24 protein-coding genes are annotated in these 22673 nt (G+C 58.3%); 6 read left to right on the plus strand and 18 right to left on the minus strand.

Annotated elements, in window-relative coordinates; translation table 11 throughout:
• Positions 1-50: 50 nt before the first annotated feature.
• Positions 51-500: a dUTP diphosphatase gene (dut, locus tag B9Z42_RS03985; protein ID WP_100132050.1), complete on the plus strand. Its 450-nt coding sequence runs from the start codon at positions 51-53 to the stop codon at positions 498-500.
• A gap of 1 nt (position 501) precedes the next feature.
• Here the strand turns inward: dut and B9Z42_RS03990 are convergent, their stop codons facing one another.
• On the minus strand, positions 502-1026 hold the full coding sequence (locus tag B9Z42_RS03990) for a peptidylprolyl isomerase (protein ID WP_100132051.1): 525 nt from the start codon (positions 1024-1026) through the stop codon (positions 502-504).
• A 19-nt stretch (positions 1027-1045) separates the two neighbouring features.
• Here B9Z42_RS03990 and B9Z42_RS03995 point away from each other — a divergent pair, with 19 nt between their 5' ends.
• The gene (locus tag B9Z42_RS03995) at positions 1046-2191 is read left to right on the plus strand and encodes a cupin domain-containing protein (protein WP_100132052.1); all 1146 of its coding nucleotides are present in this window, start codon (positions 1046-1048) and stop codon (positions 2189-2191) included.
• Positions 2192-2345: 154 nt separating this feature from the next.
• Positions 2346-2540, plus strand: a complete 195-nt coding sequence (locus B9Z42_RS04000) for a hypothetical protein (protein WP_100132053.1) — start codon at positions 2346-2348, stop codon at positions 2538-2540.
• Positions 2541-2620: 80 nt separating this feature from the next.
• On the opposite strand, the gene B9Z42_RS04005 is transcribed toward B9Z42_RS04000, so the two are convergent.
• The 7 genes from B9Z42_RS04005 to B9Z42_RS04030 form a co-directional block, all read right to left on the minus strand.
• Positions 2621-3406, minus strand: a complete 786-nt coding sequence (locus B9Z42_RS04005) for an MBL fold metallo-hydrolase (RefSeq protein ID WP_100132054.1) — start codon at positions 3404-3406, stop codon at positions 2621-2623.
• A gap of 26 nt (positions 3407-3432) precedes the next feature.
• On the minus strand, positions 3433-4500 hold the full coding sequence (gene bamC, locus B9Z42_RS04010) for an outer membrane protein assembly factor BamC (protein WP_100132280.1): 1068 nt from the start codon (positions 4498-4500) through the stop codon (positions 3433-3435).
• A gap of 56 nt (positions 4501-4556) precedes the next feature.
• Positions 4557-5450: a 4-hydroxy-tetrahydrodipicolinate synthase gene (gene dapA, locus B9Z42_RS04015; RefSeq protein ID WP_100132055.1), complete on the minus strand. Its 894-nt coding sequence runs from the start codon at positions 5448-5450 to the stop codon at positions 4557-4559.
• A 74-nt stretch (positions 5451-5524) separates the two neighbouring features.
• Positions 5525-6082 (minus strand): bifunctional 2-polyprenyl-6-hydroxyphenol methylase/3-demethylubiquinol 3-O-methyltransferase UbiG, encoded by a 558-nt coding sequence (locus B9Z42_RS04020; protein ID WP_100132056.1) that lies wholly within the window; start codon positions 6080-6082, stop codon positions 5525-5527.
• A gap of 6 nt (positions 6083-6088) precedes the next feature.
• Positions 6089-6886: an SDR family oxidoreductase gene (locus tag B9Z42_RS04025; protein ID WP_100132057.1), complete on the minus strand. Its 798-nt coding sequence runs from the start codon at positions 6884-6886 to the stop codon at positions 6089-6091.
• A gap of 1 nt (position 6887) precedes the next feature.
• A complete protein-coding gene (locus tag B9Z42_RS16485) occupies positions 6888-7022 on the minus strand; it encodes a hypothetical protein (RefSeq protein ID WP_255407980.1) in 135 nt (44 codons plus the stop codon).
• Between the two features lie 5 nt (positions 7023-7027).
• Entirely contained in the window at positions 7028-8248 is a 1221-nt protein-coding gene (locus tag B9Z42_RS04030; RefSeq protein ID WP_100132058.1) for an MFS transporter, read from the minus strand.
• A 148-nt stretch (positions 8249-8396) separates the two neighbouring features.
• On the opposite strand from B9Z42_RS04030, the gene B9Z42_RS04035 reads away from it, so the two are divergent.
• A complete protein-coding gene (locus B9Z42_RS04035; protein ID WP_100132059.1) occupies positions 8397-10376 on the plus strand; it encodes a DNA topoisomerase IV subunit B in 1980 nt (659 codons plus the stop codon).
• Positions 10373-12724: a DNA topoisomerase IV subunit A gene (gene parC, locus B9Z42_RS04040; protein WP_100132060.1), complete on the plus strand. Its 2352-nt coding sequence runs from the start codon at positions 10373-10375 to the stop codon at positions 12722-12724. The genes B9Z42_RS04035 and parC overlap by 4 nt, the downstream gene beginning before the upstream one ends.
• A 4-nt stretch (positions 12725-12728) precedes the next feature.
• Here parC and B9Z42_RS04045 read toward each other — a convergent pair whose 3' ends face one another.
• From B9Z42_RS04045 to B9Z42_RS04080, 8 genes are read right to left on the minus strand one after another with little or no spacing between them, the layout of a single operon-like run.
• Positions 12729-13523, minus strand: a complete 795-nt coding sequence (locus B9Z42_RS04045) for a crotonase/enoyl-CoA hydratase family protein (RefSeq protein ID WP_100132061.1) — start codon at positions 13521-13523, stop codon at positions 12729-12731.
• An 18-nt stretch (positions 13524-13541) separates the two neighbouring features.
• Positions 13542-14576, minus strand: a complete 1035-nt coding sequence (locus B9Z42_RS04050) for an acyl-CoA dehydrogenase family protein (RefSeq protein WP_100132062.1) — start codon at positions 14574-14576, stop codon at positions 13542-13544.
• A gap of 10 nt (positions 14577-14586) precedes the next feature.
• Positions 14587-15744: an acyl-CoA dehydrogenase family protein gene (locus tag B9Z42_RS04055; RefSeq protein ID WP_100132063.1), complete on the minus strand. Its 1158-nt coding sequence runs from the start codon at positions 15742-15744 to the stop codon at positions 14587-14589.
• Positions 15741-17024 (minus strand): CaiB/BaiF CoA-transferase family protein, encoded by a 1284-nt coding sequence (locus B9Z42_RS04060; RefSeq protein WP_100132064.1) that lies wholly within the window; start codon positions 17022-17024, stop codon positions 15741-15743. Before B9Z42_RS04060 ends, B9Z42_RS04055 begins: the two co-directional genes overlap by 4 nt.
• Positions 17021-18007, minus strand: a complete 987-nt coding sequence (locus B9Z42_RS04065; RefSeq protein WP_100132065.1) for a tripartite tricarboxylate transporter substrate binding protein — start codon at positions 18005-18007, stop codon at positions 17021-17023. Before B9Z42_RS04065 ends, B9Z42_RS04060 begins: the two co-directional genes overlap by 4 nt.
• A 22-nt stretch (positions 18008-18029) precedes the next feature.
• Complete coding sequence (locus tag B9Z42_RS04070; protein ID WP_100132066.1) at positions 18030-19010, minus strand: tripartite tricarboxylate transporter substrate binding protein; 981 nt, start codon at positions 19008-19010, stop codon at positions 18030-18032.
• Between the two features lie 53 nt (positions 19011-19063).
• Positions 19064-19561, minus strand: a complete 498-nt coding sequence (locus B9Z42_RS04075; protein ID WP_233203516.1) for a MaoC family dehydratase — start codon at positions 19559-19561, stop codon at positions 19064-19066.
• Between the two features lie 35 nt (positions 19562-19596).
• Positions 19597-20814: a CaiB/BaiF CoA-transferase family protein gene (locus tag B9Z42_RS04080; protein ID WP_100132067.1), complete on the minus strand. Its 1218-nt coding sequence runs from the start codon at positions 20812-20814 to the stop codon at positions 19597-19599.
• 105 nt (positions 20815-20919) lie between these two features.
• Here B9Z42_RS04080 and B9Z42_RS04085 point away from each other — a divergent pair, with 105 nt between their 5' ends.
• A complete protein-coding gene (locus B9Z42_RS04085) occupies positions 20920-21822 on the plus strand; it encodes a LysR family transcriptional regulator (protein WP_100132068.1) in 903 nt (300 codons plus the stop codon).
• A gap of 79 nt (positions 21823-21901) precedes the next feature.
• Here B9Z42_RS04085 and B9Z42_RS16325 read toward each other — a convergent pair whose 3' ends face one another.
• Both B9Z42_RS16325 and B9Z42_RS04095 read right to left on the minus strand, forming a co-directional pair.
• Positions 21902-22054 (minus strand): hypothetical protein, encoded by a 153-nt coding sequence (locus B9Z42_RS16325; RefSeq protein ID WP_199171974.1) that lies wholly within the window; start codon positions 22052-22054, stop codon positions 21902-21904.
• Positions 22055-22238: 184 nt separating this feature from the next.
• Entirely contained in the window at positions 22239-22637 is a 399-nt protein-coding gene (locus B9Z42_RS04095; RefSeq protein ID WP_100132070.1) for a thiol-disulfide oxidoreductase DCC family protein, read from the minus strand.
• Between the last annotated feature and the right edge of the window lie 36 nt (positions 22638-22673).

A 22673-nucleotide genomic window follows, 5' to 3' on the forward strand; every position in this document is an offset into this window, starting at 1 on the left:
GGCCAACAAGAGCTCATTCAATTTTCAACATTCTTTTCATTCAATTCACCATGAAACTCGACGTCAAAATTCTTGATCCCCGCATGGCAGAGCATTTGCCGCAATACGCCACGCCCGGTAGTGCGGGTCTAGATTTGCGCGCTTGCCTAGACGCCCCCATCACGCTGGAACCCAACGCATGGCAATTGGTGCCCACAGGCATCGCCATTCACTTGGCCGACCCCGCTTATGCTGCACTGATCTTGCCGCGCTCAGGTTTGGGTCACAAACACGGCATCGTGTTGGGCAACTTGGTGGGATTAATTGACAGCGATTACCAAGGCCAATTGATGGTGAGCGCTTGGAACCGCAGCACAGTGGCTTTCACCCTAGAGCCCATGGAGCGTTTGGCACAACTGGTGATCGTGCCCGTGGTGCAAGCGCAATTCAATGTGGTGAATGAGTTTGCCGCCGCCAGTGAGCGCGGCGAGGGCGGTTACGGCTCCACAGGGAAAAAGTAAGTCAGTGCAACAAGCCTCCGCCTGGGGCTTGGGGTTCGATTTTGAAAAAACCGGTGCCCATGGTGCCGCGTTCTTGCTCTTCTTGCGTGGCTTCGCGCACCGAGGCCACGGTTAAGTGAATGCGAATGGCAATGCCTGCCAGCGGATGGTTGCCGTCTAGCACCACATGCTCGGGGTAGAGGTCGGTCACGGTGTAGAGCAAGTCTTGTGGCGCATCAGGATTGCAGCCCTCGGGCAGGGCGTGTCCCTCGACCGTGTGGCCTTCTTCCAGCTCTTTCGGGAAGCGTGATCGTGCTTCCAAGAACACCAAGTTTTCGTCGTAGTCGCCAAAGGCTTCTTCGGGTTCGAGGTGCAGGTCAATCTGTGCGCCCACGCTGTGGCCTTGCAGGGCTTCTTCGATTTTTTGCAGCAAGTCATCCCCGCCGAGCAAGAACTCGATGGGCTCGTCGAGTTCGTCGAGCACCTCGCCCAAGGTGTCTTTCAAGGTCCAGGTCAGGCCGACCACGCAGTGTTGGGTAATTTCCATAGGGCAAAATTGTCGCACGATGCATGTGAACAAACCCCTGACCCTACTTGGCGGCATCAGCCCCGCCGAATTTATGACCACCTATTGGCAGCGCAAACCTTTGCTGGTGCGCCAAGCCATTCCTGAATTCACGGCCTTGCTGAGCCGCCCCGAGTTGTTTGACTTGGCGGGGCAGCCTGAGGTGGAGTCGCGCTTAGTTGTCGGCGACAACGCCGGTCAGCGCGCTTGGGACATGCAGCGTGGGCCGTTCAAGCGCCGCGCCATTCCCAAACTCACGGAGCGTGATTGGACTTTGCTCGTGCAAGGCGTGGATCTGCACGATGACCGCGTGGCTGCGCTGATGCAGCAATTTCGCTTTGTGCCGGATGCCCGCTTGGATGACGTGATGATCAGTTACGCCAGCGACGGTGGCGGCGTTGGCCCGCACTTTGACAGTTATGACGTATTTTTGTTGCAAGCCCATGGACAGCGTCGGTGGCGCATCGGGCGTCAAAAAGATCTCTCCTTGGTGCCCGACGTGCCATTGAAAATTTTGGCGAACTTCAAGCCAGAGCAAGAATGGGTGCTCAACCCCGGCGATATGTTGTATCTGCCACCGCGTTACGCCCACGACGGCGTAGCCCTGGGTGAGTGCATGACGTATTCCGTGGGTTTCAGAGCACCCCAAATGGGAGATTTGGCCCGAGAACTGCTGGTTCGTGTGAGCGAAGAGGCTGAAGATGCCGTTGGTCACGAACTTTACAAAGACGCCGATCAAGCGGCGGTGACCAAACCTGCTGCCATTCCGGAGGGCTTGGTTGACTTCGCCAAATCTGCTTTGCAGCGTGCTGTGAATGACCCGTTGGCACTGCCTCGTGCCTTGGGTGAGTTCTTGACGGAGCCTAAAGCTAACGTATGGTTTGAAGCGGGTTTGCCGCCTAAAAAGCTCAAAACAGTGCATTTAGACCGACGAAGCCGCATGATGTATGACAGTCACCATATTTTCTTAAATGGGGAAAGCTGGCGCGCCGCAGGCAAAGATGCCACCTTGATGCGCAAATTGGCGGATGAACGTGCCTTGGACGAGTCGTCAATTGCCACAGCCAGCCCCGAGGCCTTGTCGTTGCTCAATGACTGGTGCGACGATGGGTGGCTGCATGCGAATGTCCAAAAGCCCCCAAGATGACACGAGCCTGACGTGCCGGGTGCGGCAGATCGGGAATTACCCTATAATTTAAGGCTGAGTTAGAAGGTCTCGAGGTCATCGGCTCGGTCATAGTGAAAGCTATGGCAATTTTCGAAAATTGTTTTATCCCCTCCCTCCTTTAAGGAAAATTGACATGAAAAAATCGCTCCTGTTGGCGACTCTTTTGGCTGCTGCTGCTCTCGTCGCTTGCGGTAAAAAAGAAGCTCCTGCTGTTGAAGCCGCTCCTGCTGCGCCAGCCGCTGCACCTGCTGCTGACGCTTCGGCACCTGCTGCTGACGCATCTGCCGCCGCTCCTGCTGCACCTGCTTCTGAAGCCGCCAGCAAGTAATTCGTCTTCGGATGAATCCAAAAAGCCACCCTCGGGTGGCTTTTTTCATGGGCGCTTGACGGCCTAAAAGGTCAAGATACTCAAACGTGAATCCATTCATTCGCGCCGTTTGGCTCTGCCACATCAATCTCTAGTGGGTTGCATCCCATCGCTTCCGACAAGCAGGCACGGGCCAGTTCTGGCGTGTTGTTGCGCTCGCTCAGGTGGGCGGCAAGGACATGGATGAGCGCATCGTGTTTGACTTGGCGCAGCAAATCAGCGGCAGCGTGGTTGGCCAAATGCCCCCATGCACCGCCTATGCGTTGTTTGAGAAAGCTGGGGTAGCTAGAGCGCTGAAGCATCTCGGGGTCATGGTTACTCTCAAGCAACAGTGCGTGACAACCTTGCAAGGCACTCACCACATGGGGTGTGATGTGCCCCAAATCAGTCACGATGCCCAACTGACGGTCGCCATCGGTGCAACGCAACTGCAAGGGCTCGCGTGCGTCATGCGGCACGGTGAAGGGGGAAATTAGCAGGTCCCCGCAGGGCAGCGTTTGTCCATCTCGCACTTCTCGAACCCAAGTTCGCAGCGGTTCCCAGTGGGGGTCTTGGACGGCCAGCCAAGTGCCTCGGCTCATCCAAATGGGGGTGTTGTGGCGTTGAACTAGGCTGCGTGCACAGCCAATGTGGTCGCCATGCTCATGGGTGATGAAGATGGCATCGAGCGCTTCTGCCTGTGTGCCCGCTTCATCAAGCCGTGCTTCTAAATCGCGCAGCCGCAGACCGCAATCAATCAGCAAGCGAGTGGTATGCGTGCCACTCTTAGCCTCAACCAAGGTGGCATTGCCTGAGCTGCCGCTGCCCAGGCTTTTAAAGCGCAGCATGACGCAGGGTCATCTGAGCAGTCGGCTTAGCGCAAATCGTCAGACAGCAGCTTCAAGATACGCGTAGCGATCGGCGAATTGCCGGCTGCTTCGCCGGTGGCCGTGTGCACCGTGACCTGTGTTTGTGCTTGGGTTGTCACAACGCGAATTTGGTACTTCACCGGACCTGTGTCAGATGTTGAACTGCTGAACAGCTTGCTGAGGAAGCCCTTTTCTTCCTTGTCTGCTGTATCAACGTAGCGCACGAAATAAATACCTTTGGCGCGGTCACGGTCTTCGACGGTGAACCCCGTGCGGTCCAATGCCAAACCGACGCGACGCCAAGCGACGTCAAACGAGTCGGGCAGCGTCAAGGTGCTCGCGCCTCCGCTGTTGACGACCACCGCTTGCGCGGTAGGGGCTGCTTTGCTGGCCAAGATGGTTTTGCTTTGGTCCGCTGTCACGCCGAGCTTGATCATTAAGCGACTCAAAAACTCAGCTTCCAACTCGGGGTCGCTGGGCGTGGCTTGCCACATGGTACGTGTTTTTGTGGCGTCTGTGTACTCTTCGCTCATGCCGCGGTGGGTCACATAAATATCGACGCCACCGGCGGCATTGCGCTCTAAGCGCGTGCGAAATTTGTCCCGCGTGCCGGATGAATACAGGCTGTTCAGCACCTTACCCAGGGTACGACGGACGAAGTCTTGCGGAATCTTGGCGCGGTTTTCGGCCCATTCGGTTTCCAGCAAGCCCAACTGTTCTTGCTCGACGGTGTAAGTGAAGCCGTTTTCTTTCCAAAAGGCTTGGGCGATCGGCCAGACAGATTCGGCCGGGCGGTTGACCACAAGCCAGCGCTGGCGGCCATCACGCTCCAGACGTACATCATTGATTTGTTTGACCGCTGTGGCGGGCAATACGCCGGTTTGCGCTGCCGACATGTTGCTGGCCAACACCGAGCCACCAGGCACGGCATAGCGTGTGTCGCGCGCCAATTGCGTCAAGTCAGGGGGAATGTCTAAGGGCACCACTTTGGTGGTGCCGTCAGATTTGTAGTTCACCTTGTCGGTGTCCATCAGCGAGCCACAAGCGCTTAGAAAACCGAAAGCAAGCAGCATGACGGCAGTGCGCGTCAAAGAGAAAGAAAGCGTCACAGCGATAGCCTTTGTGTGAATCAAATCAAACCAGCAGCGCGCAAAGCGCCTTCAACCACGGGCTCGTTTGATGGGGTGAGTTCGGTCATGGGCAAGCGCAAGGTAGGACCGCACAGGCCCATGCGTGTCATCGCCCATTTCACGGGAATCGGGTTGGCCTCGACAAACAGGTGTTTGTGCACGGGCATTAATTTGAATTGAATCTCCATGGCACGTTTCACGTCACCCGCCATCGCAGCCACGCAGAGCTCGTGCATCAAGCGCGGCGCCACGTTGGCGGTCACGCTGATGTTGCCTTGGCCGCCGCACAACATCAAAGCCACGGCGGTAGGATCGTCACCGGAGTAAACCGCAAAGCCTTTGGGCACATCGCGAATCAGCCATTGGGCGCGTTCGATGTTGCCGGTAGCTTCTTTCATGCCAACGATGCCCGGCACTTGGGCCAAACGCAGCACGGTGTCGTGGGCCATATCGGCCACAGAGCGACCGGGCACGTTGTACAAAATCACGGGCAAGTCCACCGCTTCGGCGATGGCTTTGAAATGCTGAAACTGGCCCTCTTGGGTGGGCTTGTTGTAGTAGGGCACCACTTGCAATTGGCAATGTGCGCCAATTTTCTTGGCGAACTTGGCCAGCTCAATCGCCTCAGACGTCGAGTTGGCACCGCAGCCGGCCATGATGGGCACATGACGTTCAGTGTGTTTGGCGGCTTGTTCGACCGACACGCGGATGATTTCGCAGTGTTCTTCTACGTTAACGGTGGGCGACTCGCCGGTGGTGCCCACAACGCCGATGCAATCGGTGCCTTCGGCAATGTGCCAGTCGATGAGTTTGCGCAGGGTGGGGTAGTCAACGCTGCCGTCTGTGTGCATGGGGGTGGCCAGTGCCACGATGCTGCCGGTGATAGGTGTCATGTCCGCAAGTTCGGTCGGGGTAAAAGAGTCATTCTAGCCAGTGCTTCGACGGGTTGGACCAAGGGCTTGCCCGCTCACAACGGGTAGCGCACGGGCAATGTCATGTTGCTGGCAGGCTTTACAGCCGCGATGCGTTGCACAAAGCGATCTGGAGCGTCCAGAAATCCTTCTTCAAAGGCCACCACGCGCAGGTCTTTGCACACGTTCAACAGCTCACCGGGTTGCAGCAAAAAGTCTGGGCGCGAGGGCTTGCCCACGGTTTCGTTGCCTGCGGCAAAGGTTTCGTAAATCAAGACGCCGCCTACCTCCAAACTGGCGAGCAGCTCTGGCCACAAGGGGCGCCATAAATAATTCGTCACCACCACCGCACCAAAAGTTCGACCCGACAGCGGCCAAGGCCCGTTTTCAATGTCGGCACACAAAGTTTCGCCCAATCCAGCGACGGCGGCGATGGCATCGGGGTTGCGGTCCACGCCGATGACGTCATGGCCCAATGTGGCGAAATGCCGCATGTGGCGACCATGGCCGCACGCGACGTCCAACACTGTGGCGTTTGGTGCCACAAGGTGCGACCAGCGTTGCACCCAAGCGGAGGGTGCCTCGGTGCCATGAAGATGTGTGGGGGTGGTCATGTGGATTTATTTATTGAGGGCCGCCCACACCATGCGGTCCAGCAGTTTTGGGGCGATCAGTTTGAGCCACTGGCCCAACTTACCTTGGCCCGTCATCACCACGTCGCGTTGGCGTTTTTGCATGCCTTGGATGATCAGTGCCGCACAGGTGGCGACAGGCATGGCGTTGTCTTCTTTGAGGCCACTCACGCCGGCTTTGTGACCTTGGGCGTTGAAGCCGTTGTAGCGAATTTGGGTGTCCACCACGCCGGGGTAGGCGGTGGTCACGCTGACGCCAGCCTCTTGCACTTCGGTGCGCAGGGCTTCAAAAAACCCCGTCATGGCAAATTTGCTGGCGCTGTAGGCTGTGCGCCCGGGCACACCGACCAAGCCCGCCAGCGACGACACCGCCACCACGCGCCCGCGGCTTTGCTTGAGAAACGGCAGGGCTGCATGTGTGCACCACACGCTGCCCCACAGGTTGATGCGCATCACGTTCTCGTACCAATCGAGGTCGTCAAAACGCACCTCATCCAGCATGGCATGGGCTGAGATACCTGCGTTGTTGATCAAGGTGTCAATGCCGCCAAAGCAACGCACGGTTTCATCAATGAGTTGCTTGCATTGCACTTTGTTCGACACGTCGGTGGGCACCAGCAGCGTGTGTGCGCCATGGGCTTGGCAGATCGCCTCCATGTCGCGCAGCTTCTCGATGCGACGTGCAGCCAACACCAAATTCACGGCGGGCCCCCACTGTTTGGCCAGCTGTTGCGCGATTTCAGCGCCAATGCCGTCAGACGCTCCGGTGATGATGATGGTTGTCATGTCAGAAACACCCCCACACTTGGTTGGCCAAGGTCATTAAAAAGTCTGGCTGCAAATATAAAGACAGAACGCCCAGCAGCACCAGTGTGCAGGCCAAGCCTACCAACACCTGCCGCCAAATGGGGTGCTGCGCCATGAAGCTCATGCGGCAACCGGTGCGTGGCCGCGGGCAATTGCGTTTTCACGCACGGGCAAGTTCACCAGTGCAGCAAAAACACCCAGGGCAATCGCGATGTACCAAACCACGTCGTAGCTGCCGGTTTTGTCATACAAGTACCCGCCCAGCCACACGCCCATGAAGCTGCCAATCTGGTGGCTGAAGAACACAAAGCCACCCAGCATCGACAAATGCGCTACGCCAAAGATTTGCGCCACCACCGCATTGGTGGGCGGCACGGTGGAGAGCCACAGCAGGCCCATCACCGAAGAAAAGATGTAGACGCTCCATGGCGTCAGCGGCACGATCAAGAACACGCTGATGGCCACCGCGCGCGACAAGTAAATGAACGCCAAAATTTTGCGCTTGGCCAAGCGTTGGCCCAAACTACCCGCGATGTACGTGCCAAACACGTTGAACAAGCCAATCAGCGCCAAAGCAATGCTGGCCACTTCGGGTGACAAGCCATGGTCTTTCAAATAACTGGGCATGTGCACACCAATGAACACCACCTGAAAACCGCACACAAAGTAGCCCGCCATCAGCAGCTGAAAGCTGCGATAGCCAAAAGCTTCACGCAGCGCATGCACGATCGATTGGTCGCGCTGCGGCTTTGCGCCGCCAGCAAACCCAGGCTCGCGCAAACCATAAGCCAACGGAATGATCAGCAAGGTGGCCAGTCCCAACCAGACCAAGGCCTGTTGCCAGCCCAAGGTGCTGATCAAAAAGCCTTCGGTGGGCACCATCAAAAACTGACCAAACGAGCCCGCGGCTGCCGCCACACCCATGGCCCACGAGCGCTTTTCGGCGCTCACGTTACGGCCAATCACGCCGTAAATCACGGCGTAGGTGGTGCCCGCCTGAGCGATGCCAATCACCACGCCTGCGGTCGCGGTGAATAGCGCAGGGGTGTCTGAATACCCCATGCCCACCAAGCCCAGTGCGTACAACACCGCACAAGCCACGATCACACGGAAGGCGCCAAAACGGTCGGCCAGCATGCCCGAGAAGATGCCTGCGACACCCCACGTCAAGTTTTGGATGGCAATCGCCATGGCAAAGTTTTCACGGCTCCAGTTTTGCGCTTGCGTGATGGGTTGCAGCCACAGGCCAAAGCCGTGGCGCACCCCCATGGACAAGGTCACGATGGCGGCCCCGCAAAGCAGCACTTGCCACATGGGTATGGTTTTGTTGTTTTCAGTCATCCCTAGACTTTAACCAAGCCTGCGTGCACCAGGGTGTCGCCGTGGCTCATTCAGCGCACGTGGGCGCGATGTCCGTCAAAAGTTATCAATGCGCATTGGCTGTTGTTTTATCCAGTCCTGCGTTTTGTTCTGTCTACAATTCCTGTCCATGGCGACCAAGCAAACCACTCCCCCTCCCGAATACTCCGAAGGCTCGATTCGCGTTCTCAAAGGACTCGAACCCGTCAAGCAGCGTCCGGGCATGTACACCCGCACCGACAACCCGCTGCACATCATTCAAGAAGTGCTGGACAACGCGGCCGACGAAGCGTTGGCGGGTTATGGCAAAAAAATCAGCGTGACCTTGCACGCCGACGCGTCGATCAGCATTGATGACGACGGACGCGGCATTCCGTTTGGCATGCACCCTGAAGAAAAAGCACCTGTGATTGAGCTGGTGTTCACCCGCTTGCATGCGGGCGGCAAATTCGACAAAGGCTCGGGCGGCGCGTACAGCTTCTCCGGCGGTTTGCACGGCGTGGGCGTGAGCGTGACCAACGCCTTGGCCAAACGCATGGAAGCCACTTCGCACCGCGAAGGCCAAGTGGCCCGCTTGGTGTTCTCGGGCGGCGACGTGATCGAGCCCTTGGTGACGCGTGCACAAGCCACTGGCGACCGCAAGCAAGGCACCTCGGTGCGTGTGTGGCCTGACGCCAAATACTTTGAATCCTCGGCTTTGCCGATGAACGAGCTGGTGCACTTGCTGCGCAGCAAAGCCGTGCTCATGCCCGGCGTGAGCGTGACGCTCATCAACGAGAAAACCAAAGAAACCCAAAACTGGCTCTACAAAGGCGGCCTGCGCGACTACTTGATGCAGACCCTGCACGGCGAGCCCGTCATTCCTTTGTTTGAGGGTGATGGTTATGCCGACAGCAACCACGACAGCTTCGCCGAAGGTGAGGGCGCGGCGTGGGCCGTGGCCTTCACCGAAGACGGCGCACCGGTGCGCGAGAGCTACGTCAATCTGATTCCCACCAGCGCTGGCGGCACGCACGACAGCGGCTTGCGTGATGGTTTGTTCACCGCGGTGAAAAGCTTTATTGAGTTGCACGCTTTGCTGCCCAAGGGCGTCAAGCTCATGCCAGAAGACGTGTTTGCCCGTGCCAGCTATGTGTTGAGCGCCAAGGTGCTTGACCCGCAGTTCCAAGGCCAAATCAAAGAGCGCCTCAACTCACGCGATGCGGTGCGTTTGGTGTCGAGCTATGTGCGCCCCACCATGGAACTGTGGCTCAACCAACACGTCGAGTACGGCAAAAAGTTGGCCGAGCTGGCCATCAAAGCAGCACAAACCCGCCAAAAAGCTGGCCAAAAAGTTGAGAAGCGCAAGGGCTCCGGCGTGGCTGTGTTGCCCGGCAAGCTGACCGATTGCGAAAGCAAAGACATTGCGCACAACGAAGTGTTTTTGGTCGAGGGCGACTCAGCGGGTGGCAGCGCCAAGATGGGCCGCAACAAAGAAAACCAAGCCATCCTGCCGCTGCGTGGGAAGGTGTTGAACACCTGGGAAGTCGAGCGCGACCGCTTGTTTGCCAACAACGAAATTCATGACATTTCGGTGGCCGTGGGCGTGGACCCACACGGCCCCAACGACAGCCCTGACATGAGCGGCCTGCGTTACGGCAAGGTGTGCATCCTGTCTGATGCGGACGTGGACGGCTCGCACATTCAAGTGCTGTTGCTCACGCTGTTCTTTCGTCACTTCCCCAAGCTCATCGAAGCGGGCCATGTGTTTGTGGCGCGTCCCCCGCTGTTCCGTGTGGACGCTCCGGCGCGTGGCAAAAAGCCAGCCACCAAGGTGTATGCCTTGGACGAGGGTGAGCTCACCTCCATCCTCGACAAGCTGCGCAAAGACGGCGTGGGCGAGGGCAAATGGAGCATCAGCCGCTTCAAAGGCTTGGGTGAAATGAGTGCCGAACAACTGTGGGACACCACACTCAACCCTGACACCCGTCGCCTCATGCCCGTGCAACTGGGCTTGCTGGACTTTGCCACCACCGAAGGTTTGATCACACAACTCATGGGCAAAGGCGAAGCCGCCGCACGCCGTGAGCTGATGGAACTGCATGGCGATTCGATTGAGATTGACGTATGACCGATTTGTTCACCCCCGAACTCCCAACCGCTGACAACGACGGCGACATCGCATTGGGCCACTACGCCCAACGCGCCTACCTTGAATACGCGCTCAGCGTGGTCAAAGGCCGCGCCTTGCCCGACGTGTGCGATGGCCAAAAGCCGGTGCAACGCCGCATTCTGTATTCGATGTCTCGCATGGGCCTCGGGTTCAGTGGCCCCAACAACAACACGGGTGCGAAGCCCGTTAAGTGCGCCCGCGTGGTCGGTGACGTGCTGGGCCGCTACCACCCCCACGGCGACAGCGCCGCCTATGAAGCGCTGGTGCGCATGGCGCAAGACTTCGCCCAACGCTACCCACTGATCGACGGCCAAGGCAACTTCGGCTCACGCGACGGCGACGGCGCTGCGGCCATGCGCTACACCGAAGCCCGCTTGGCCAAAATCACCACGCTGTTGCTCGATGAAATCGACGAAGGCACGGTTGACTTCCAGCCCAACTACGACGGCTCCACCGAAGAGCCCAAGCAGTTGCCCGCCCGTTTGCCATTTGCCCTGCTCAACGGCGCAAGCGGCATTGCGGTGGGTATGGCCACTGAAATTCCAAGCCACAACCTGCGCGAAGTGGCCGATGCGTGCGTGGCGCTCATCAAGACCCCCAAGATGAGCGACGCCGAGTTGCTGCAAATCTTGCCCGCACCCGATTACCCCGGTGGCGGCCAAATCATCAGCAGCGCGTCTGACATTGCCGACGCCTACCGCACAGGCCGTGGTTCACTCAAAGTGCGCGCCCGCTGGACCATTGAAGAATTGGCCCGTGGCCAATGGCAACTGGTGGTCAACGAGTTACCACCCGGCGTGAGCAGCCAACGCGTTTTGGAAGAGATTGAAGAGCTGACCAACCCCAAGGTCAAGACCGGGAAAAAAGCGCTGAGCGCCGACCAAACCCAACTCAAAGCCACTGTGCTGGCCGTGTTGGACGTGGTGCGCGATGAGTCAAGCAAAGATGCGGCTGTGCGTTTGGTGTTCGAGCCCAAGACCCGCACGATTGAGCAACAAGAACTCATCACCACCTTGCTGGCGCATACGAGCCTTGAAACCTCGTCTTCCATCAACCTCACCATGGTGGGTATCGATGGTCGCCCTGTGCCCAAGTCGCTGCGCGACATGCTGACCGAGTGGATCGAGTTCCGCTCTGCCACTGTTCTAAGACGCTCGCAGCACCGCTTGAACAAAGTGCTGGACCGCATCCATATCTTGGAAGGTCGCCAGTTGGTGCTGCTCAACATTGACGAGGTGATTGCCATCATCCGTCAGAGCGATGAGCCCAAGCAGGCGCTGATGGAACGCTTCCGTTTGAGCGAACGCCAAGCCGAAGACATCTTAGAAATTCGCCTGCGTCAGCTGGCGCGTTTGGAAGCCATCAAGATTGAGCAAGAGCTCAAAGAACTGCGCGACGAACAAGCCAAACTTGAAGACATCGTGGGCAACCCATCGGCCCTGCGCCGCTTGATGGTCAAAGAAATTGAGGCCGACGCCAAAACCTTTGCAGACCCACGTCGCACGCTCATTCAAGAAGAGAAAAAAGCAGTGGCCGAAGTCAAGGTCATTGACGAGCCAGTGACCGTGGTGGTCTCTGAAAAAGGCTGGGTGCGCGCACGCACCGGCCACGGCCACGAAGCCAGCGCCTTCGCCTTCAAGGCGGGCGATGGCTTGTACGGCACGTTCGAGTGCCGCACGGTGGACACCTTCATCGCGTTTGGCTCCAACGGACGTATCTACTCGGTGCCCGTGTCTGCCTTGCCTGGCGCACGTGGCGATGGCCAACCTGTGACCACGCTGGTTGATTTGGAATCAGGCACCCAACTGTTGCACTACGTGGCTGGCCCCGCTGGCGCCACGTACTTGCTCAGCAGCTCGGGCGGCTATGGTTTCATGGCCAACATCGAGCACATGATTTCACGCAACAAAGGCGGCAAAGCCTTCATCACCGTGGGCGAGGGCGAAACCGTTTGCCGCCCATCCCCTGCCAGCGGTGGCTCGGGCGCGCAGCCTGTGGCACCCGCTACGCATGTGGCCTGTGCGTCGACGGGCGGCCGCTTCTTGACCTTTGAGTTGGCTGAACTCAAAGCGATGGAAAAGGGCGGTCGCGGTTTGATGCTGATTGACCTTGAAGCCAAAGACACCTTGGCCGGTGCTGCTGCGTACACACGCAGTGTGCGCATCGAAGGCATTGGCCGCGGTGGCAAAGTGCGCGAAGAAACCCTAGAAATTCGCAGCTTGAACAACGCCAAAGCCGCACGCGCCAAGAAGGGCAAAGTGGCTGACTTGGGCTTCAAGCCGAATGCGGTGGTGCGGGTGGAATAACCACTCAGTTGCCAAATTGCGGCGCTCTCTTCTCCACAAACGCCCGCACAGCCTCATGGTGATCCGTCGTCATGTGCGCAATCGCTTGGTAGCCTGCAGACAACTCCAGCAACGACTCCAAGGAGCTGCGTTCGCCTTCGCGCAGCAAGCGTTTGGTCATGCGCAGCACGCCGCCGGGGTTGGCCACAATTTTGGCGGCGAGTTTGCGGGCTTCGTCCAGCAGGGTGTCGTGCGCGACCACGCGGGACACCAAGCCACAAGACAGGGCTTCTTGTGCCGTCAAGGCCTCGCCGGTGAACGCCATTTCGCTGGCTTTGGAAATGCCCACCACGCGCGGCAGCAGCCACGCGCCGCCGTCGCCGGGCACGATGCCCACTTTGACAAAACTCTCGGCAAAGGTGGCTTTGTCGGAGGCAATGCGCATGTCGCACATGCAGGTTAAGTCCAAGCCCGCGCCAATGGCGGGGCCGTTGATGGCGGCGATCACGGGCACGTCCAAGTTGTACAGCGCTTTGGGCAAGCGCTGAATGCCGTTGCGGTATTCCTCGCGAATGGTGTCGGGTGTGAGGCTTTCTTTGAAATAGCGCTGCATGTCTTTGACGTTGCCACCCGAGCTGAACACGGGGCCGGTGCCCGTCAAGATCACACAACGGATGGTGGTGTCCAAGCGAATCGCATCGCACGCGTCGACAAACTCTTGCACCGCAGTGTTGCCCGTGAGCGCATTGCGCGTCTCGGGTTGGTTCATGGTCAAGATCAAGACAGCGCCTTCGCGCTCGGTTTTCAAAAATTGTGTCATGGTGAATTTCCTGTGTGTTTATGCGGTGACATCGGTGGCGCTGCGGATCAAGTCCAGCACCAAGCCGCTGCGGTTATCGACCAACTCGTGGCCCAAGACGGTATGCCAATAAGACTCAGCGCCACCCGATTGACGCCACGCATGCAAGCGGCGGGTGAATAGCTGCAAATCAAACTCACGCGTGAAGCCAATCGCGCCGTGGATGGAGTGGCTCAAGCTGGCCACTTCCAAGGCGGCTTCGCTGGTGCGTGCTTTGGCCACGGCCACACGCACACGGTCGGGCACGGCGGTGTCGCTGGCGCAGCCCAATTGGGCCGCCATGTGGGCGGCAAAACTGTGTTCGGCCATGACGCTGAGTTGGTGCTGAATGGCTTGGAACTTGCCAATGGCTTTGCCAAACTGCACACGGTCGTTGGCGTACTGCAAGGTGTTGTTGAACACGGCCAGCAAAGCGCCCGACAACTGCGCTGCATTGATGCAGCCCAGCAGCAAGCGCACGTCTTGGTGTTTGGGCAGCTTCACGCCAGCGGCGACGTGTTCGGGCGACCAACGCAAATCGGCATCCAGCACAAAACTGGCGGGTGAGCTTTGTGCGTGTTGGGTAGACAGCAACCACGTGTGTTGTGCATCGCTGACCAACACCGCATCGGCTACGCGACCCAGTTGCACGTTGGCACACATCAAGCTGCCGTCATCCGCCAAGCGGCCTTGCGCGAGCGTGATGCTGCCTTTGGCCGCATCCGCCCAAGCGGAATCAACCAGCCCCACCTCTGACAAACCCGCTTGCGCCAACACACTACGCGCCATCATGGTTTCAGCCAAAGGCACAGGCACGGTGTAGCGACCACACAGGGCCATCACGTCCTGTGCCTCACGCAAGGACAAGCCTGAGCCACCTTGGGCTTCTGCCACCAAAGCATCGGCAAAACCCGAGCTGTCGATGTGCGCCCACAGTGCAGCACCGTCGCCCGATGCTTCAATCTGGCGTACCACGGCAGGGGTGCATTGGTCGGCGAGGAGTTGACGCAAGGCGTCTGAAAAAAGATCGTCCATCACATGTCTTTCAACGGAGGCCTAAGCCGCGCGCGATCATGCCGCGCAAGATGTCACGCGTGCCACCGCGCAGTGAATACGAGGGCGCCACTTGCGTCACGTAGTTGAGGGTTTGCAGCAGCTCTAGGGGAATGTCTTGCGATTCGCGGGAGAACAAATCGTCGGCAATCGCCGCGGGAATCAGTTGCTCCACCCCCGTGCCCAAGTCTTTCACCAAGGCGGCTTCCACCACGGGGCTTTCGCCGCGGGTGAGCTTTTCGGTGATGGCCACCGACATGGCGCGCAAGGGCGTGAGTTGGCTGGCAATTTTTCCGGCCAAGCGCACAGCCTCGGGCGTGCGACCTTGAGGAGTTCGGATGAACGCCAACCATTGGTCAAACAACACAATGCTGGAGTACAAACGCTCGGGCCCGCTACGCTCAAAGGCGAGTTCGGCGGTGACTTGTTCCCAACCTTGGCCCTCGGCGCCAATCAAGGCATCGTCTTGGAGTTGCACGTTGTCGAAGAACACTTCGCAGAAATGGCTGTCGCCCGAGAGGTCGGTGATGGGGCGCACGGTCACGCCGGGCAACGACAAATCGACGATCACTTGCGACAAGCCTTTGTGTCGATCTTCGGTGTCGCCCGAGGTGCGCACCAGCGCGATCATGTAGTGGCAGTGGTGGGCGTTGGTGGTCCAAATTTTTTGGCCACTTAGCGACCAACCCGCGTCGGTTTTTGTCGCGCGTGTTTTGACGCTGGCCAAGTCTGAACCTGAGTTGGGCTCGCTCATGCCAATGCAAAAGAACGACTCACCGCGGCAAATGGGCGGTAGGTAAAACTGCTTTTGCGCTTCGGTGCCGTATTTCAAAATCAGCGGACCACTTTGCCGGTCGGCAATCCAGTGCGAGCCCACGGGCGCACCGAAGTTCAAAAATTCTTCGACCAGCACAAAGCGTGTGAACGCATTGCGGCCACCGCCGCCGTATTGCGTGGGCAGGGTAATGCCCAGCCAACCGCATTGGCCAAGCTGACGGCTAAAGGCAGGGTCGTAGCCCGACCACGACTTGGCACGAATGTGCGCTGGCACGTCGCGCATGGCCTCGCTCAAAAAGGCACGCACCTCGGCGCGCAAGGCCTCATCGTCCGCAGGAATGCGGCTGAGGTTCAGTGAATCCAGAGTGCTCATGCCGGTAGGTCTCCCAAAACACCTTGTTGTTGTAATTCGTTCATCGTTTGCTCAGACAGTCCCAGCACCTCGCTCAGCACGCTGCGCGTGTGTTGCCCCAACTGAGGCGGCGTGGTGCGGTATTGCACGGGGGTGTCCGACATGCGGATGGGGCTGGCCACCAACGGAATGTCGCCCGCCACGGGGTGCGGCATGGTGAACTGCAAACTACGGGCTTGCACTTGGGGGTCGGCAAACACATCGGCCAAGGTGTTGATCGGGCCACAGGGCACACCCACTTGCTCGAACAGTTCAATCCATTCGCGTGTGGTGCGCATGACGGTGGTTTGCCGCATCAAAGGAATCAACACATCACGGTGGATCACACGCGCTTGGTTCGATACAAAACGTTCGTCCGTGGCCCATTCCGACTTGCCCACGGCCTGGCAAAACTTGGTGAACTGGCCGTCGTTGCCAATGGCCAAAATCATGTAACCGTCGGCGGTGGGGAAATCTTGGTACGGCACCGTGTTGGGGTGCGCGTTGCCCATGCGGGTGGGGGACTTGCCGCTGTAGAGGTAATTCATGCCTTGGTTGGCCAAGCAGGCCACACCCACGTCCAGCAAAGCCAAATCGATGTGCTGGCCGCGTCCCGTTTTTTCGCGTGCGGCCAAGGCGGCCAAGATGGCGGTGCTGGCATACAGGCCGGTCAAGATGTCGGTCAACGCCACGCCCACTTTCATGGGGCCTTCGCCGGGTTCGCCATCTGGACGACCCGTGATGCTCATCAAGCCGCCCATGCCTTGGATCAAAAAGTCATAGCCTGCACGGTGCGCGTAAGGGCCGGTTTGCCCAAAGCCGGTGATGGAGCAATAAATCAAACGTGGGTTGATGGCTTGCAGCGAGGCGTAGTCCAAGCCGTAATGTGCCAAGCTGCCGACCTTGAAGTTTTCAATCACGATGTCGCAGCTTTTGACCAACTCGTGCAGCAGCTTTTGCCCAGCAATTTGGGTGAAGTCCACCGCGATCGATTGCTTGTTGCGGTTGGTGCACAAGTAATAGGCCGAGTCGCGTGTCGGGTTGCCTTCGTCGTCTTTGAGGAATGGAGGGCCCCAAAGCCGCGTGTCGTCGCCCGTGCCGGGGCGCTCCACCTTGATCACATGCGCGCCTAAGTCGCCCAAGGTTTGCCCAGCCCACGGACCGGCCAGCACACGGGATAGGTCGAGCACACGCACATGCGACAACGCGCCTCTGGGTGCAGTTTCAGAGGGCTGAGGCGCTGACGCGTTGTCTGCACTCATTGCTGTTCCACTTTGGCTTTGGTGACGATGCGTTTCCACAACTGAATTTCAGCACTTTGGAAAGCGCGCATTTCTTCAGCACCACCGCGCATGGTTTCGGCGCCTAACTTTTCATAGAAGTCACGGGTCTCAGGCATGGCTTCGATCTTGCCCATCAGCGCTGCCAGCTTGTCGGTTTCTGCTTTAGGAGTTTTGGCCGACACAACCGCGCCAACCCAGGTGTAGGCCGTGAAACCAGGCAAGCCAGCTTCGTTTGCGGTGGGCACGTTGGGCACCGCTGGCACGCGTCGATCACTGGCCACGGCCAAAGCACGCAGCTTGCCGCCCTTGACCAACTCGGATGCGCCCGTCACGTCGGCAAATGCCATGGTGACGGTGCCCGAAGCGACGGCCGTCATGGCTTCAGAGGCGCCTTTGAAGGGGATGTGGAGCAACTGAACGCCCGCCACGTCATTGAACAACTCGGCCATCAATTGGTAGCCGGCCGAACCCGAGCCGTAGTCGAGTTTGCCGGGCTGGGCCTTTGCTGCTGTCACCAAATCGCTCACGGTGTTGTAGTTGGACTGCGCAGGCACCACCAACAAGGCGGGGGCACGCATCATCATCGACAGAGGCGAGAAGTCGGCCACAGGGTCATAGGGCAAGCTCTTGAACAGGGCTGCATTCACCGCCAAGGTGGAGTTGCTGCCCACGAACACGGTGTAACCGTCCGCAGGTGCGCTCAAAACGGCGCGCACGGCAATGAACCCATTGGCCCCCGGCTTGTTGTCCACCACCACGTTTTGACCCGTGAGTTCGGTGAACTTCTTGGCGAAGTAACGCGCCGAGGTGTCGGTGCCGCTGCCGGGTGGGAATGGCACCACAAACTTGACAGGCTTGGAAGGAAAGTCTGCTGTCTGGGCCAAGGCCGAGGTGGTGCCCAAAGCGCCCACCACCGACATACAAGCAGCCACCACTGTTTTGAAAAAGAATGAACGGTTCATGCAAAGTCTCCTGAATGTGAAATCAATCTAGGGAAGCGCCGGTCTGCTTGACCACACGGTCCCAACGCTCCAACTCGGCTTTGATGTAGTTGCCGTATTCGATGGGCGTGGAGCCCAAAGGCTCCGCACCTTGAATCGCCAACTTGGCACGCACGTCGGCCGAGGCCAAAGCCTTAACGACCTCCGTGTTCAAACGTTTAATGATGTCGGGCGATGTTTTTGCGGGCACCAACACGCCTTGCCAAGCGCCGACTTCAAAGCCCGGCATGATGGTTTCGCTGAGGGTCGGCACATCGGGCAAGACGCTGGTGCGTTTGAGGCTGGTCACGGCCAAGGCTTTGAGGCGTTTTTCTTTGATGAAAGGCAGCGCTGAGTTGATGGTGTCGGTGGTGAATTGGGTTTGACCTGCCACCAAATCGGTCAACGCGGGGGCGCTGCCTTTGTAGGGCACATGCACGGCGGTGAGGCCTTTGTCTTGCAAGATCATGTAAGCGCCGAGGTGGGTGATGTTGCCGTTGCCCGCCGAGCCATAGCTCAGTTTGTCGGGGTTGTTTTTGGTGTACTGCACAAACTCCTGCACGGTGTTGACAGGCAGTGAGGGGTGCACGGCCAGCACCAGCGGAATGACCGCCGTCAAGGCCACGGGCGCGAAGTCGGCGCGCACGTCGTAGCTCATTTTTTTATACAACGCGGGGCTCAAGGTCACGGCTGAGGTGTTGTAAAAAATGGTGTAGCCGTCTGACGGCGCCTTGGCCACCAACTCCGCGGCGATGTTGCCGTTGGCGCCGGGTTTGTTGTCGACCACCACAGACTGGCCCATTTGCTCGGTGAGCTTTTGGGCCAACACGCGCGCGACCAAGTCGGTGGGGCCGCCAGGTGGAAACGCGATCACCATGCGAATGGGTTTGTCGGGGTAATTGGTTTGCGCCATGGCGACGCCAGAGGTGAGGGTGGCCATGGCCAGGGCAGAGGTTAAGACGGTTCGACGGGTGGTGATTTTCATGTTTGTCTCCTTTTATTGAATGGCGAGCTTGATGTGTTGAGCGCAACGCTACTTTAAGTGGGGCGACCGGCGAGCAATCGCGTGGCGGTGTAGGTCATCACCAATGTGCCGCGCTGGTTGAATACGCGAATGTCCGAGCTGACAATGGCGCGGTTTTTGGTAGAGGTGGGGCGCACGCCCGTGACGTCGATCTCAGCGTGGATGGTGTCGCCCACCACCACGGGTGCCAAGATTTTTTGCGTCAATTCCAGCATGGCCAAGCCGGTTCCTTGGATCATGGTTTGCAAAATGAAACCTTCGATCAAGGTGTAGGTCAGCGCGCCGGGCACGGGGCGGCCTTGGATGGCACCGCCTTCGTAGCCTTCTTCAATGAAGATCGCTTCCAACATGCCCGTGCAGGAAATGAAGTTGACCAAGTCGGTTTCGGTGATGGTGCGGCGGAAGGTGTCGAACTGCTGGCCAACCGAAATGTCTTGCCAATAAAAGCCTTGGCCTAAGCGTGTGGGTTGAGGTGTCATTTGCGGTGTTTTTTGGGGTGTGGGCGATGCCATGAGAGTCTCGGACCTTACTGGTGTGAATGTTTGAATCAGGGGGCGGGCATTTTTTGCGCTTCATGCGCCTTGACTGCACCGCTGGCCACCCAAGCCGACACGGTGTCGGCCGACACGCCCGCTTGCGCAAACACATCGTGCGTGTGCTCACCCAGTCGCGGCACTGAGTTCACAGGTGGGCGTTCGCCGTCAAACAAAACGGGCACGCCCGGAAAGCGCAAAGCGCCCATGGCGGGGTCATCGAGTTCTGCGAAGAATTGGGTGGCTTGCAAATGCGGATCGGTTTTGAGGTCGGCCAGTGTGTTCATGCGCGCTGCTGGAATTTCCAAGCGCTCACACAGCGCCAACCAATAGGCGGTGTCGTGCTGCGCCACGATCTGCCCCGTGATTTCGTACAAAGCTTCGATGTGTTGTGTGCGAGCGGGCATGCTGGTGAAGCGCGCATCGCTCGCCAATTCGGGATGGTCGACGCCCTGAAAGAACTTTTGCCAGTGCGCGTTGGTGTACGGCATCATGCACACGTAGCCGTCGCTGGTGCGGTAGGGCCTGCGCCAATCGGCCAGCACGCGTGGGTAGCCGGGGGCTGACAAGGGCGGCTCGAAGTGTTCGCCGTAAAAGTTTTCGACCAAGTTGAACGCCACCATGGTTTCAAACATGGGCACCTCCACCATGCCGCCCACGCCTGTGGCTTGGCGTTTCATCAAGGCTGCCATGATGGCCATGGCCGCCACCAAACCGCTGGTTTTGTCGGCCGCGATGCAGGGAAAGTAGCGGGCCACGCCACTTTGCTGTTCCATCAACGCAGCGCTGCCAGACAGGCCTTGGATGATGTCGTCGTAGGCGGGCTTGCCGCCGTAAGGTCCCGATGCCGTGAAACCATGCAAGCCCGCAAAGACCAGCTTTGGAAATGCGGCCAGCAATGCATCAGGGTCTAAGCCCACCGCGCCTAATTTTTGGGGTCGCATGCTGTGCATGAACACATCGGCGGTGGCAATGAGTTGGCGCAAGGCGGCAGGACCTTCTGGTTTTTTCAGGTCAATCACCACACTCTTTTTATTGCGGTTCACGCCCAAGAACAAAGCGGACATGCCGTTTTCGTGGCCTGGCCCGGTGTAGCGCGTGGAGTCGCCCTCGGGCGATTCCACCTTGATGACTTCGGCCCCCAAATCGGCCAGCCACTGGCTGGCGTAGGGCCCCATCACCACGACGCTGGCGTCAACGATGCGAATGCCTTGAAGCGGCAATTGGCTCATGGTTGGGTCTCCTTGGTTGGATCTTTTCTGAGCCTGAATTTAGTGTGCCGTCATAATTGAGTCCAATATTAATAATTTGTAAACCAATACTCAAACGGTATCAGTGTGAACCTTCGTCAACTTCAACAATTCGTCGCGCTGGCCGAGACCGGCAACTTTCACAAAGCGGCCGAGCGCATGCACATGGCCCAGCCACCGCTGTCGGTGTCCATCAAAAAGCTGGAAGACGAGTTGGGCGGGCCCTTGTTTCTGCGTTTGTCCACCGGCGTGCAGTTGACGCCTGCGGGGCAAGCCATGTTGGCTGACGCACGGCTGGCCATTTTTCACGCCCAGCAATGCCAGCAAGCGGTGAGCACCGCATTGCAAGGCGAGGGCGGTGTTTTGCGGGTGGGGTTTATCGGTTCGGCCACGTACTCACTGCTGCCGCGATTGATTCCGAGTTTTAGGCGGCGTTTTCCCAAAGTGGAATTGGCATTGGACGAATCAACCACGGCCAATATTTTGATGCGGCTCGAAGCCAACACACTGGACTTGGGGCTGGTGCGCTTCCCCGTGTTGCATGCGGGTGACTTTGAGCTCACGCCGGTGGAGAGCGATGAGTTTGTGCTGGCTGTCCCTGCTGATAGCCCTTGGGCCAAGCAGGCGTCCGTGGCCTTGTCTGAGTTTTCACAAGAACCGTTCGTGATGTACACCGAGGCCTCGGTGCCCAATTTGTTTGCGGTCGCCATGTTGCGTTGCCAGCAATCGGGTTTCACCCCCCGTATTGCCCAAGATGCGGTGCAGGTCCAAACCATCGTGAGTTTGGTCGAAAGCGGCTTGGGCGTGGCGCTGGTGCCGGGCGTGGCGCGGCGTTACAGCAACAACGGTGTGCGTTTTTTAAGCCTCTTGGACAACCCTGAAAAACTCAACATTGGCATTGCTTTGGCCACGGTTCGTCAATCGGGTAACCGCTTGGTGGCGCGGTTTATTCAGCATGCCAAGGCTGAGCAAGCGGAGTTCGTGCGCTGATTGGGTCATGTTTGAAATGCCAAAACTCATAAAAAAAAAGCGACTCATCGAGTCGCTTTTTTGTGTCGAACTTCAGCCTTTACGCTTTGGTTTCTTCTTTGGCCGCAGCAACGGGTTCAGCCTCTTTCTTAGGCGGGCTGCAGTCGAAGCAGACAAACATGGAAGAGCCCAAGATGCGTTTGAACGAGCCGTTGTTGCGAGGCTTGTGCACGCCACACTTGATACAGCTCATGGTGTCGCCTGTACGGCCAAGGCCTTCAAATGGAGAACCGCCCTTTTTTGACTTGTAGCGCAATCCATCGTTGGAGATTTCTGTTTTTTCTGGGCGTGACATTCGTTTGAGTTCTCGGGGCAAAGAACGTATTTTCGCAAATTTATCAACCGATCAGACGGCCTAGGCTTAAAAAGCCCAAAAATCAATGTAAAAAACGTTTTGATAGCTTCAAAACGCTGGGTCCAATGCATTTGGAGATAGCTTGGCGGTGTTTGGCGAACCACACATAGGCGGGCTGAAGCAGCGGTTGTAGCCAAGATCGCGACAAAATCCAGGCCAAAAACGGCAACTTTGCCAACTTGTAAGCCAAGGCAAACACGGGCACGCCGACCAACACCTCGCCGCTTGCCATGCGTCCGTGGATTTGCGCCATGGCCAATTCGCAGGAAATGGCGTGGGTATTGGCGTCAAAACTGTTGTGCGCCACATCCACAAAACCCAACTTTCCCTCGGCGTTGCGCGTTTGCAAAAACTCAATTTCGGCCACGCACAAGGGGCATTGGCCGTCGTAGTAGAGGGTAAGTTCGGGTGCGCTGTGCATGACAGGGGTGGCGGGTAAAACCATCAATAATTGAAT

It is taken from the genome of Limnohabitans sp. B9-3 (assembly GCF_002778325.1).
Lineage (GTDB): Bacteria > Pseudomonadota > Gammaproteobacteria > Burkholderiales > Burkholderiaceae_C > Limnohabitans > Limnohabitans kasalickyi.

Coding starts and splice junctions, on each gene's coding strand:
- bamC (WP_100132280.1), bottom strand. CDS start 4,500: ATGCTGCTTGCTTTCGGTTTTCTAAGCGCTTGTGGCTCGCTGATGGAC.
- B9Z42_RS04050 (WP_100132062.1), bottom strand. CDS start 14,576: ATGGACGATCTTTTTTCAGACGCCTTGCGTCAACTCCTCGCCGACCAA.
- B9Z42_RS04020 (WP_100132056.1), bottom strand. CDS start 6,082: ATGACCACCCCCACACATCTTCATGGCACCGAGGCACCCTCCGCTTGG.
- dut (WP_100132050.1), top strand. CDS start 51: ATGAAACTCGACGTCAAAATTCTTGATCCCCGCATGGCAGAGCATTTG.
- B9Z42_RS04000 (WP_100132053.1), top strand. CDS start 2,346: ATGAAAAAATCGCTCCTGTTGGCGACTCTTTTGGCTGCTGCTGCTCTC.
- B9Z42_RS04055 (WP_100132063.1), bottom strand. CDS start 15,744: ATGAGCACTCTGGATTCACTGAACCTCAGCCGCATTCCTGCGGACGAT.
- B9Z42_RS03995 (WP_100132052.1), top strand. CDS start 1,046: ATGCATGTGAACAAACCCCTGACCCTACTTGGCGGCATCAGCCCCGCC.
- B9Z42_RS04060 (WP_100132064.1), bottom strand. CDS start 17,024: ATGAGTGCAGACAACGCGTCAGCGCCTCAGCCCTCTGAAACTGCACCC.
- B9Z42_RS04080 (WP_100132067.1), bottom strand. CDS start 20,814: ATGAGCCAATTGCCGCTTCAAGGCATTCGCATCGTTGACGCCAGCGTC.
- B9Z42_RS04035 (WP_100132059.1), top strand. CDS start 8,397: ATGGCGACCAAGCAAACCACTCCCCCTCCCGAATACTCCGAAGGCTCG.
- B9Z42_RS03990 (WP_100132051.1), bottom strand. CDS start 1,026: ATGGAAATTACCCAACACTGCGTGGTCGGCCTGACCTGGACCTTGAAA.
- parC (WP_100132060.1), top strand. CDS start 10,373: ATGACCGATTTGTTCACCCCCGAACTCCCAACCGCTGACAACGACGGC.
- B9Z42_RS04030 (WP_100132058.1), bottom strand. CDS start 8,248: ATGACTGAAAACAACAAAACCATACCCATGTGGCAAGTGCTGCTTTGC.
- dapA (WP_100132055.1), bottom strand. CDS start 5,450: ATGACACCTATCACCGGCAGCATCGTGGCACTGGCCACCCCCATGCAC.
- B9Z42_RS16325 (WP_199171974.1), bottom strand. CDS start 22,054: ATGAGCTGTATCAAGTGTGGCGTGCACAAGCCTCGCAACAACGGCTCG.
- B9Z42_RS04005 (WP_100132054.1), bottom strand. CDS start 3,406: ATGCTGCGCTTTAAAAGCCTGGGCAGCGGCAGCTCAGGCAATGCCACC.
- B9Z42_RS04025 (WP_100132057.1), bottom strand. CDS start 6,886: ATGACAACCATCATCATCACCGGAGCGTCTGACGGCATTGGCGCTGAA.
- B9Z42_RS04070 (WP_100132066.1), bottom strand. CDS start 19,010: ATGAAAATCACCACCCGTCGAACCGTCTTAACCTCTGCCCTGGCCATG.
- B9Z42_RS04065 (WP_100132065.1), bottom strand. CDS start 18,007: ATGAACCGTTCATTCTTTTTCAAAACAGTGGTGGCTGCTTGTATGTCG.
- B9Z42_RS04075 (WP_233203516.1), bottom strand. CDS start 19,561: ATGGCATCGCCCACACCCCAAAAAACACCGCAAATGACACCTCAACCC.
- B9Z42_RS04045 (WP_100132061.1), bottom strand. CDS start 13,523: ATGACACAATTTTTGAAAACCGAGCGCGAAGGCGCTGTCTTGATCTTG.
- B9Z42_RS04095 (WP_100132070.1), bottom strand. CDS start 22,637: ATGCACAGCGCACCCGAACTTACCCTCTACTACGACGGCCAATGCCCC.
- B9Z42_RS16485 (WP_255407980.1), bottom strand. CDS start 7,022: ATGGCGCAGCACCCCATTTGGCGGCAGGTGTTGGTAGGCTTGGCCTGC.